This is a genomic window from Fibrisoma limi BUZ 3 (assembly GCF_000296815.2).
Classification (GTDB): Bacteria; Bacteroidota; Bacteroidia; order Cytophagales; family Spirosomataceae; genus Fibrisoma; species Fibrisoma limi.
The window spans coordinates 1,683,666-1,695,288 of record NZ_CAIT01000009.1 but is presented as its reverse complement, the minus strand read 5'-3'; the positions used below and the strand labels follow the sequence as shown (position 1 = coordinate 1,695,288).

Here is an 11,623-nt window from a genome sequence, read left to right as displayed (position 1 = left end):
AGATTTAAAATTATGAAATTAGTTGAGGTTGGTTCAAACCCAGCTTATCAGAAGGAGTTTTTGCAGTTCCCGGTCCGGTTGTATCAGCATGATTCGTGCTGGATTCGCCCGTTGGACAAAGACATCAATACTGTATTCGATCCTGGTGTCAATAAGCTGTTTAAAGAGGGTAAATGCGTGCGCTGGCTGTTGCTCGACGATACGGGGAATACGTTAGGACGCGTAGCGGCCTTCATAAACCGCAAAACGGCTGTTGCCGACAACGAGCAGGCTACGGGTGGTATGGGTTTCTTCGAGTGCGTTGATGACCAGGCGGCTGCATTCCAACTGTTCGATGCCTGCCGCGACTGGTTGGCGAGCCAGGGAATGGAAGCCATGGACGGCCCAATTAACTTCGGCGACCGCGACCGGTGGTGGGGCCTGTTAGTAGATGGGTTCAATGAGGAACCCAATTATGGGATGCCGTATACCAAGCCCTACTACATTCCGCTTTTTGAAGCCTACGGATTTCGGGAGTACTACCAGCAGCACACGTTTTACCTGCCGATTCCAGAAGAAAAAGTTAGAAAAGTTCTGCATCCGACGGTACTTGAGCGGTCGCAGCGAATTCTGGAAGACCCCACATACGAGTTTCGCACGATCCAAAAGAGTAACTTGCCCAAGTTTGCTGCCGATTTTGCGGAGATCTACAACAAAGCCTGGGCAAAGCATTTAAGTGTGAACGACATGTCGGCTGAGCGGGCGTTAAAAATAATGGAGCAGATGAAGCCGGTCATGGATGAGCAACTGGTCTGGTTTGGCTATCATGTTCCTACGGAGCAACCCATCGCGTTTTTTGTCATGCTGCCTGAACTGAATCAGTACTTCAAGCATGTCGACGGAAAAATGGATTTGTTAGGTAAGCTGAAGTTTCTCTACTACAAGCTCCGGAAAACGAACAGTAAAGCCTTTGGCGTCATATTCGGTGTGGTTCCTGATTTTCAGGGAAAGGGGATTGAGTCAGCGATTGCCATTGCGTTTTCTAAAATTGCGTGGGCACAAAACTTTCAGTACGAACACCTGGAACTGAACTGGATTGGCGATTTCAACGTCAAGATGATTCGGTTCGCTAAGCTGCTGGGGGGCGTCATCATCAAGCGTCACATAACGTACCGGTACCTGTTTGACCGGACGAAGGAGTTTAAGCGCCATCCGATTATTTAAGACAAAGACTGGGCTTGGCTTTGTATATGGTTGTTATTATTTTTTGACTTATTCCAGTCCAATCATATTTTTTGATGAGCCAGGCCCTTGTTTATCCTTTGCAGTGGAATAGTGCCCAAAAGCTTGCCTTCCGGTTCTTCTTCGTCTATTTCCTGCTGTACATCCTTCCCATCCCATTTAAAAACTCAATAGTGCCATGGGTAGGTAGAAATATCATTCACTTGCCGTACGAAATAACCGTCTTTCCCAACGGCAGTGGTGATACTACGTTCAATTACGTTGAGGTGTTTTGCTACGTTGCTGTGGCAGTAGCCGCACTGATTGTATGGTCGTTGCTTGATCGCCGTCGGGCTAATTACAATACCTTGCTTTACTGGCTGGTTGTAGTGTTGCGGTATTATTTGGCCACTATAATGTTCGGCTATGGCTTTGCCAAGGTGTTCAAAACGCAATTCCCCTTCCCGAACTTGACACGGCTACTAGAACCCTACGGCCAGTCGTCGCCCATGGGACTGGCTTGGACCTTTATGGGTTATTCAACGGCTTATAATTGGTTTACTGGCCTGGCCGAAGTTGTCGGCGGAGGACTGTTGCTCTTTCGGCGTAGTACGGCGCTGGGAGCTGTTATTTTGATTGCAGTCATTGGCAATATTGTCGCGATAAACTTCTGTTTCGATGTACCAGTGAAGCTGTATTCGTCGAATTTACTCCTGATGACCTTGTTTGTTTTGGCCACCGAAGGAAAACGACTGATCAATGTTTTATTACTGAATCGGCCCGCGCCTGCTCTTGATCTAACACCTTTTCGAACATCGCGTCGTTGGCGCATTGGCCGTGTTGTCATCAAGGCACTTCTGATTGGTTTTGTGTTTTACAAAAACATAGCTGATGGTTTCCTGACCAACAAACAATACGGTGATAACGCCCCTAAAGGCCCGCTTTATGGCCTCTACCAGGTTGAGACATTTGCCTTAAACGGTGATACGTTGGCTCCAATGATGACCGATACTACACGTTGGCGGCAGGTAATTATATCGGGTTATCATAACTTCAGTACTATACATTTTCGAATGATGTCCGACTCGCTGTACGGATATACCCTGGAGGTTGATACGGCTAAGCTTCGCGCTGTTGTACGCCCGCGTTTTGGCGCTACAGAGCAATCAGTTTTCCGGTACACCCGACCCGACACCAACACGCTGGTGTTTCAGGGGCGCTTCAGGCAGGATTCTGTTTACGCCCGCCTGCGACGGCAGCCGGTTGGCAGATTTCTCCTCGTGAATCGAGGTTTTCACTGGATAAATGAGTATCCGTTTAACCGCTGAGGGTAAGTTGCTATCTTTGGGACTTCTAAACTTCAACACAAGTAAATGAGCTTACTCACCGTCGGGTCGGTGGCGTTTGATGCGCTGGAAACCCCATTCGGCAAGACTGATAAAATCATCGGCGGAGCCGCTACATACATCACGCTGTCAGCATCATACTTCGCCGAGAAAAATAACCTGGTTGCGGTAGTCGGCGACGATTTCCCGCAGAGCATGATCAACGACCTGCAACAGCATGGTGTGAATACCGAAGGCCTACAGATTCGTCAGGGCGAAAAGACCTTCTTCTGGTCGGGGAAGTATCACAATGACATGAATACCCGCGATACAGTAGAGGTTCAGCTCAACGTGATGGAAGACTTCGATCCGATTATCCCCGAATCGTATCAGGACTGCCAGTACCTGATGCTGGGGAATACGGCGCCGGCCATCCAGCGGACGGTGATTGAGCGGTTGCGTACCCGCCCCAAGCTAATCGTACTGGATACGATGAACCTGTGGATTGAAATCGCGTATCCCGACCTGACGGAACTGATTAAGCAGGTAGATGTATTGGTCGTGAATGACGAAGAATCCCGGCAACTGACCCGCGAATACTCGCTGGTACGGGCTGCGGCCAAAATCCGGACGATGGGCCCGAAAACCGTTATTATCAAAAAAGGTGAGCATGGAGCCCTCCTTTTCCACGAAGACCGGATCTTCTTCGCGCCGGCCCTACCGCTGGAGGAGGTGTTCGATCCCACTGGTGCGGGCGATACGTTTGCGGGTGGATTTATCGGTTACCTCGCTAAAACCGACAACATTTCGTTTGACAACATGAAGCGGGGTATCATTTATGGCTCGGCAATGGCGTCGTTCTGCGTGGAGAAATTTGGTGCCGAACGTATTATGAATCTGACGCAGGACGAAATTCAGGCCCGCGTAAGTGAATTTGTGAAGCTGTCGGCGTTCGGATTTGAAGAAGTGATTTGATCATTGAATTGAGGCAATTTCATAATCCCATAGGGACGGCCTGTCAATAATTACTACCAGATCAATCAAACAACGAAGCTCCGTAAGAGCAGCCTGTAATGATAATAGGCCGATCTTACGGAGCTTTGCTTTTGTGATCGCAAACGGGATAACTATTGACTGGACTACGGCCTTAGCCTTGACACAAATCGACCTGGACTTAAAACGTGTTGCTGACAACACCGATTTACGCAACCGGCAGTTCTCGAGGGCTCGTGGTTGCAACGTGTACGTAGGACACTACGTCCTGGAACGTACCCAATAGCGAATAATCCTGATCAGGAATACGTATCCCGAAGGTTTGTTCCAATTGCATGATCAGGTCAACCACATCGAGGCTGTCTAATCCAAGGTCTCTTACCAGATGGGTATCGGGTGTAATGGCCGACATCGGTAGGCCAGTTAGCTGAGTTAGTAGTTGTTTTATCTGCTCCTCCATGTTAGTACCACCCTACAAGGCCAATGATGAGTAGTCTGAAAAAGGTATCGTAAGGTCGCGCTCAATCTGCTTATTATTAAGGAAATGAACGATGTCCCGAACGGTCTCAAACGTACTATACTCTTCGAGAGTAATTTGTACACCGAAATGCTGTTCGGCCATTCGGGTCAGTTCCGCTACGTCTCTGAGATTGTACGACAAGTCATGCGATAGGTTAGCATTTGGATGAATGGCCGATGCCGTTACGATGCCCTGAGTGAGAATAAGCTCTTTTAAACGTTGGTATGTATTCATCGGTAGTTGATTATGGGTCATGAAAACTACTGCAGGCTTATGGGCGGCATTAGCGACAGGGTATCGGCGGCTACTACCGGAACTGGCAGCGTACGATATGACTCGGTAAGGTCCGCAAAAGCCTGTTTCATCTGACTGATCACTTGTTGCATGGTAGGATGCGCCTGCGTCAGTCGCTGGATCAATACATCGTTGGTCGGTTCGTTACGCAGTTTGTCGGCCTTCTCGGACAATAAGACTGCCAGCCGCCCAAAAAACTGACTGCGCTGCCGCATGCAACTACGCAAATAGTCGCTCAGTGAAGCCAGATACGGGTAACGCTTCCCAATCTTCGTGAGTTGACGCTCATACCGGCGGGAAGTTCGCTGAGAGGTTTTTAGAAAAGCCAGCCACTGATCGTAGTCGGCCAGCAAAGTCGTGATTGATAAAAGTGGAATGGAATTGATTGTTGATGCCATAGTTGATAAGTGGAGTGGGGGTAGGAGCCGAAATTTAATACCTGCTTATACCTACGATCAATTGAAGTATGATAAGCGGTCCAAAAACGTACTAAAGGCGAAAGGGCGGTACATAGACCGTATCAATTACCCGTCAAAAGCCGTCTCGTTGAGCAGATAGTTTTTCAACTGACCGATGGTTTGCAGCTTCCACCAATCGTCGTCCGGAATCCGGATACTGAACTTATGCTCAATCCTGACCAATAAATCGGTTACGTCCAGTGAGTCGAGTCCCAGATCGCGGGTTAAATGGGCCTGGTCAGTCAGCGACGCCAGACTGATACCCATGTTGGCGAGGATGTCCTGTAGACGATTGTTTATTTGTTGAAGTGTCATCGCGAGGAGAGGTTATGTTGGTTGGCAGTCTTGTTCAACGAAAGAAGGAGACGCCCCGGTAGAGAGCCGTCCCGCTCTTTCGTCGTCACATTAGTTTGTCAGGATACGGCCACTTCAGGTACCGCTTCGTTCGATTTGGCTTTCCCGAACCGATTGCTGTACCACTCTTTCGTCCGGTCGACGAGGTAGTACATCATCGGCACCAGGTAGACAGTCAGCACCATCGAACTGCTCAGGCCGCCGATGAGTACCCAGGCCAGTGAGTTTTTCCACTCGGCCCCGGCACCTTTCGCAATCGCGATGGGTATCATACCGATCACCATGGCGATGGTCGTCATCAGAATTGGCCGCAGGCGTTCCTCTCCGGCATGAAGTATAGCCTGTCTGAAGGGGATGCCCTGCGCTTTCTGCTGGTTGGCAAAGTCAACAATCAGGATGGCGTTCTTCACCACCAAACCGATCAGCATCAGCATACCCAGCATAGCAAAGATGCCGATATTCGAGGAGCTCAGGGCCAAGGCCAGCAGCGCCCCCACAACAGCTACCGGTACCGAGAAAAGTACTACGAGCGGGTAGATAAAGCTGTCGTACAGCAACACCATAATGAAGTAGACCAACAGCAAGGCTGCCAGCATGGCAATGCCCAACGAACCGAAACTTTCGTTCTGGTTCTTCGCATCGCCACCCCAGGCTACCGTAACGCCGGCCGGCAGTGGATTCGCTGCCAGATCGGCCTGGATGGTGTTGGTGAGTGTTCCGGAGCCGATACCGAGCGTGTTGGCCGTAACCGTAACCGACGAACGCCGGTTCTTGCGCTCTAAAACAGATGGGCCGCTGCTAAGCGATACGTCGGCAAACTCGGCCAGCCGCACCGACCGGTTGGCCGATGGACTAAAGAAGTTGATGTTCTTCACATCGTCCGGATTTTTCCGGTCGAAGGCATCAAGCATAACACGGATGGCATAATCTTCGCCGTTATCCCGGAATTTGGAATCGTCGTTACCGGCAAACGCATTCTGCAACGTAGCGCCTACCGTCTGGATAGAAAGACCAAGTTTGGCCATCTTCTCCCGGTCGATTTCGACCCGAACTTCGGGATTCCCGGCTTCAACCGATACGTTGACGTCGTTGGCTCCCGGCATATTTCTGAGCCGGTTGCTCAGGTCTTCGGCAGCCGCCAGGTTCTCGTTGACATTATCGCCACTCAGAATAATTTCGATGGGTGCTGAGCCAGCGTTGACCATCCCGATAATAGATGAGTTGAACTCGATGCCCGGGAACTGCTGAGCGAGTTCTCTCCGAACGGCAATCATGTAATCTTCCGTGGGCTGATGGTTCGCTCGCTCTTCAACCGGTGTCAGCTCTACGGTCAGCTCGGTCCGGTTGGTTTCGCCCTGGCCGGTGCTGTTCAGGCCCGTGCTGGCCCCACCTACGTTGGCAAAAATGGTTTTTACGTCGGACTTTTTGCGGAGATACGTTTCGATCCGGCGGGCCGTCAGGTTATTTTCCTGCAACGATGCGCTCTTATCCAGCTTCATTGTAAGCAGGAACTTGCCCTGGTCGCCCTGCGCTACGAACTCCTGACCAATAATTCCTAAGCTCATAACCCAGCCAGTGAACACGAAGATGGCTACCAGGATACCCGTAAAGGCCAGCTTATGACCCAGTACCCAAGCCAGACTGTTATGATACCATTTCGTCAGGCCAGTCAACCGCTTTTCAAACCAGAGCAGAAAAGCCTGAAAGGGATTATTCGGATTTAGGTGCTCCAACTTCGCCAGTTTGGACGTCATCCAGGGCGTGAGCGTGAAACTGACCAGTAGGCTGACCAACGTAGCAAACGCAACCGTCAGCGAAAACTGACGGAGCAGATCAGCAATTACGGAGCTGACAAACGTAATGGGTACGAATACAACCACAATCACCAGCGTAATAGCCACGGCCGCGAACCCGATTTCGCTGACACCGTCAATAGTGGCCTGCCAGCGGTTTTTCCGACCCGTCGGGCCGTCCATTTCCAGGTGACGCTGAATGTTTTCGAGCACCACAATGGAGTCGTCGACCAGGATACCGATCACCAGCGACAGGGCCAGCAGCGTCATCAGGTTGAGCGAATAGCCCATTACGTACATAAAGAGGAAGGCCGAAATCAAAGACGCCGGTACGGATACCATTACGATCACGGCATTGCGGAAACTGTGGAGGAACAGGAGCATAACGACCGCTACGAGCACTACCGCCAGAATCAGGTCGTGTGTTACGGCTTCTACCGATGCCAGCGTAAAAATGCTGCTGTCGTAAGCGATGGCGAACTTCACCTTATCTTTAGCGTTCTGCTTTTCAATCTGAGCCAGCTTCTCCTGCACCAATCGACTGATTTCAACGGCGTTGGCATCGGATTGCTTCTTGATAAACAGACCGATACCGTTCTGACCATTGTAGCGGCTGATGCTTTCCGGATCGGTCAGGCCGTCGGTTACGTTCGCTACGTCGCCCACCCGAATCGGGCTGCCGTTCTGGGGCGTAGCGATGACCAGATTCCGGATGTCGTTCAGCGACGTAAACTTACCGGCCAGGCGTAGCGTCATGTTCTCCGTTGTGCTCTTTACCTTACCCGTCGGGAAGTCGAGGTTGGCCTGGTTGATGGCCTGCGATACCTGGAGCAGCGACAGACCGTAGTAATTCAGCTTGTCGTCGTCGACATTGATGCGGATTTCCCGCTTGTCGCCCCCTACCATGGAGATGTCGGCGACGCCCTTGATCTGCTGCAATACCGGCAGGTACTTGTCTTCAACCTGCTGATAAAACACCTCATTCGGCAGTGTCGACGTGGCTAGTAATTGCATGATCGGCTGGTCGCTGGGCGATATTTTCGACATCGACGGCGCTTCGGCATCGTCGGGCAGATCACTCACCATTTTGTTGATCTCCCGCTGCGCATCTTCCAGGGCCGCATCAATGTCGGTGCCCGCTTTGAACTGGACAATGACGACCGATGCGTTTTCGAACGATTTCGACGTAACGTCGTCGAGGTTATCCAGACCCGATACGGCGTCTTCAATTTTCTTACTTACCTCCGTTTCTACTTCCGACGGAGCCGCGCCGGGGTACGACGTCGTGATCGTGATGGTAGGAACAGAAAACTCCGGTAACAACTCATAGCTCAGCAGCCGATAGCTGAACAGGCCGCCAATGGTCAGTATCCCAAAGAGGACAATGATCACCGAAGGACGTTTGATGATGGTTTCGACAAATTTCATAGCCAAAGAGTGAAAGAGTAATTGAGCGAAAGAGTGAACGAACTGAAGTAGCAAGAGGAGGAAAATCAGTTTACTGCACTGAAAGCCGCTCTTTCACTCATTCGTTCTTTCGCTCTTTAATCATTGTGCAACGACCGGTGTGCCATTCTGTAGGTTGATCTGACCGCTGGTGACAACCTGATCGCCCGCTTGCAGACCCTTCGTAATTTCGTAGTAGTCGTTGGTAGTTACACCAATCCCAACCCGCTTCAATACCGCTTTGCCGTTTTCTACTACGTATACCTGTGGCTCTTTGGCCGATCCAACAATCGCCTGACGCGGGATAGCTAACGTTTGCCCTTTCAGCTTGTTAGTATTCTCAATGGAGCCATACATACCCGCCCGGAGCATGTTCTTATCGGAATTGCGGACAGTGATTTCAACCGGATAATTATGAGCAGCATCGCCCTCGGCCGCAATCAGCGAAACGTGGCCGGTGAAGCGTGCATCTGGGTAAACCTCCGTTGAAATAGTGATCGTCTGGCCGACCCGGAATTGATTGATGGACTTTTCGGGTACGTCGACGACCAGTTTCAGGGTAGAAATGTCCGTCACTTTGGCGATCGGCGACCCAACCGAAACAACAGAGCCCTTTTCTACCATCTTCTCTGTCACAATCCCAGCAAATGGAGCCGTAATGGTTGCGTTGGCGATCTGCTTTTGGAGCTGTTTGATTTGTGCCTGAGTTGCACGGATGTTCAGTTGGGTACGTTCCAGATTAACCGCCGGAGTCGCGTCGCCTTTTACCAGATTCTCGTAGCGCTTCAGATCGTTCTGATGGCCTTCCATCGTCACTTGTTGAGCTTCAACCTGATACCGAAGCTGGTCGTCGTCAATCTTGGCAATCAACTGGCCGGCGCGTACGTATTGGCCTTCTTCAACAGGCAGTTGAATGATCTGCCCGCCGGCCTGCGGTCTGATTTCCACCTCGCGGTTTGGGGCAAATGACCCCAGAAACTCCGATTCCTGCGACAGGTTGCGTAGCTCGGCTTTGGCCGTCCGAACGCCAACTTTCAGATTGGTATCGGGTCGATACACTTTGGCTTCTACTTTTTCTTTGTTGCTTAGCAACGTCCAGGCCGTCAGGCCTAACGTAGCGACAATAGCGAGTAATACCAGGATGCGTTTCATGGCTTATTAGGAAAAATCGGTTGTTCAATTGTGGAGACTTAGCGGCTGATTAGGCTTCCGGTGGCTTTCTTCCAGTCTAATTCAGCGGTGCGGAGTTTGACCAGGGTGGTCAGGTAGTTATTCTGGGCTTCGCGGAGTGAGTTCTCGGCCTGCACTACGTCCGTAATATCGACCGTGCCTTCCTTGAATTGGAGTTGAGTTTGTGCGTAAACTTTTTCGGCCAGTGTCACCTGACCGCGATTCGTGGCTATGTTCTGTTGCTCAACCAGAAACTGGTTGCGGGCGTTGGCAATGTCCATCGCTACAGCTTCGCGCAGTTGCCGGAGCTGTATATCTAATTTCTGATCGTCGATGCGCTTCTGACCTAATTTGGCTTTCCGCTCAAGGCCATCGAATACGCTCCAGTTAAGTTGCAGACCAAACCAGTACCCCGGTATGTTTTTAATGTACGAATTATCACCACCAATGGCATAGACTGAACTGTTGGCCGTACCATAGGCCGAAACGGTCGGAAAAAAACCAGCCTTGATGTTACGTTGCTCTAAACTGTTCAGTTCTTTCTGATGATCCAGTAGCTGCAGGTCAGTTCGGTTGATCACGAACTCGTTTCCGGGGGCGACAGGGGTGGTTTCTTCGATAGTCGTTCGGATCTGTAATGAGTCTGCCTGTGGAGTTCCTGTCAGCAACTTGAGGGCATTAAGTAATTGATTGTAAGTCGCCTGAGCGGATTCAATTTGTGCCTGCGCTGATGTTTTGCTGATTTGCAGCCGGTCAACGTCAACGCCCTTTGCCAGTTGGTTTTGACGTAATAGGTCGGTGATGCGAATAAGCCGTTCTGTCGAAGCCAGATTGCTACGCAGGAACGCGATCTGCTGAGCCGTCGTTTGGAGGTTATAGTACGTAGCAGCCACATCGTAGGCTACGTCTTCCTTCGTCTTTTGCGTTTGTAAAGCCGTTAGGTCACGGCTTACTTTGGCCGCCTTTAGCCCGATGGTTAGCGATTGATTGTACAAAGGCTGCGTAACCTGAGCCGTTGTCGACAAATTATACGGAAGCCCGAATGCTGCTACGGCATAGGACCCCTCTGGCCCTCCGAACAACGAAGCTGGAATAACCTGGCCCGGAATCTTGAGGTAACGTCGGTAATCGCCCGATACATTCACGCGGGGGCGGGCACCTGCTCTAACTTCGGCAATTTGCGCTTCTGTTCTCTGTTCGTCAAGTCGCGCTGCCTGCACATCGAAATTGCTGGATAATGCCTTGTTAATTAGCTGGTCTAGTGTTAAGTCCTGAGCTTGCGTTAGTGTACCACTCAGATATAACACGGCAAAGAGGAACCGTTGAGAGGATTTCATGGCTGGTGCTAAAGAGTTATTTTAAACATGATCAATAAGTATTCATTTTAAATATTTGTTTAAAAGGCGGGCAAAAAAAATTGTTAAGCTTTTTCGGTTTCAAATAAATAGCTGGTGACCATGTCAATGATCAATCGCTTCTGGTTGATAGTAAACTGGTCAAATTCAGCCTCTGACATCTGCCAGATCTGCATATGCATCGGTTTGCTGACAAACAGAAACTGGACGCTCGCTACAATCATAGTCATCAGGTTCAGAGAGTTGACTGGGCGGATCTCACCTTTATCAATCGCTTCCTGAACCTGAACCTTAAATAGCGTATGGTGCAATTGCTTTATATAGCCAATTGCTTTTACCAATCGCTCTGGATTCCGATGTACTTCGTTCATGATAAATATGACCAGATTAGGGTTCTTCTTCATCAATTCGAAGTCATGCTCAATCAGCTCTACAATCTTGTCGCGGAGGCTGATTGGCTTGTTCAGGATCTGGACCGAACCTTCGAAGAATAACTGAATCATGTCTTCGAAGATGTTCATAAACAGCTTCTCTTTGCTCCGGAAATAATAATTAGTCAGTGCAATGTTGATACCGGCCGCTTCTGCAATATCGCGAGACGTGGCACCATCAAACCCCTTCTCCAAGAATACCTTCTTGGCAGCTTCCTTGATTTTCTCCTCTGTTTTCTGGAAAGGGGGACAATTCATGTCTCTTTTCATTTGACGCTTCAAAA

11 protein-coding genes are annotated in these 11,623 nt (G+C 50.2%); 3 read left to right on the top strand and 8 right to left on the bottom strand.

All coding sequences use genetic code 11. The annotated features are described in order from the left end of the window. Positions 1-12: 12 nt before the first annotated feature. The 3 genes from BN8_RS26785 (at position 13) to BN8_RS26775 (ending at position 3,500) form a co-directional block, all read left to right on the top strand. Positions 13-1,203, top strand: coding sequence for a hypothetical protein (locus tag BN8_RS26785; protein ID WP_009285086.1), 1,191 nt, complete (start codon positions 13-15; stop codon positions 1,201-1,203). A 74-nt stretch (positions 1,204-1,277) separates the two neighbouring features. Further along, positions 1,278-2,528 carry a DoxX family protein gene (locus tag BN8_RS26780; RefSeq protein ID WP_009285085.1) on the top strand — a complete coding sequence of 417 codons (1,251 nt, stop codon included), beginning with the start codon at positions 1,278-1,280 and terminating at the stop codon, positions 2,526-2,528. Positions 2,529-2,573: 45 nt separating this feature from the next. Beyond that, complete coding sequence (locus tag BN8_RS26775; protein ID WP_009285084.1) at positions 2,574-3,500, top strand: PfkB family carbohydrate kinase; 927 nt, start codon at positions 2,574-2,576, stop codon at positions 3,498-3,500. 226 nt (positions 3,501-3,726) lie between these two features. On the opposite strand, the gene BN8_RS26765 is transcribed toward BN8_RS26775, so the two are convergent. From BN8_RS26765 to BN8_RS26730, 8 genes are all read right to left on the bottom strand, one after another. Next, entirely contained in the window at positions 3,727-3,978 is a 252-nt protein-coding gene (locus tag BN8_RS26765; protein ID WP_040006556.1) for an acyl carrier protein, read from the bottom strand. Positions 3,979-3,990: 12 nt separating this feature from the next. Then, positions 3,991-4,272, bottom strand: coding sequence for an acyl carrier protein (locus BN8_RS26760; RefSeq protein WP_040006555.1), 282 nt, complete (start codon positions 4,270-4,272; stop codon positions 3,991-3,993). Between the two features lie 26 nt (positions 4,273-4,298). Further along, on the bottom strand, positions 4,299-4,730 hold the full coding sequence (locus tag BN8_RS26755) for a ubiquitin family protein (RefSeq protein WP_009285081.1): 432 nt from the start codon (positions 4,728-4,730) through the stop codon (positions 4,299-4,301). Positions 4,731-4,856: 126 nt separating this feature from the next. Next, entirely contained in the window at positions 4,857-5,105 is a 249-nt protein-coding gene (locus BN8_RS26750) for an acyl carrier protein (RefSeq protein WP_009285080.1), read from the bottom strand. Between the two features lie 98 nt (positions 5,106-5,203). Beyond that, entirely contained in the window at positions 5,204-8,365 is a 3,162-nt protein-coding gene (locus tag BN8_RS26745; protein ID WP_009285079.1) for an efflux RND transporter permease subunit, read from the bottom strand. Between the two features lie 120 nt (positions 8,366-8,485). Then, a complete protein-coding gene (locus BN8_RS26740; protein WP_009285078.1) occupies positions 8,486-9,535 on the bottom strand; it encodes an efflux RND transporter periplasmic adaptor subunit in 1,050 nt (349 codons plus the stop codon). Between the two features lie 38 nt (positions 9,536-9,573). After that, positions 9,574-10,890 (bottom strand): TolC family protein, encoded by a 1,317-nt coding sequence (locus tag BN8_RS26735; RefSeq protein WP_009285077.1) that lies wholly within the window; start codon positions 10,888-10,890, stop codon positions 9,574-9,576. An 83-nt stretch (positions 10,891-10,973) separates the two neighbouring features. Beyond that, positions 10,974-11,597: a TetR/AcrR family transcriptional regulator gene (locus BN8_RS26730; protein ID WP_144051810.1), complete on the bottom strand. Its 624-nt coding sequence runs from the start codon at positions 11,595-11,597 to the stop codon at positions 10,974-10,976. Positions 11,598-11,623 lie beyond the last annotated feature (26 nt).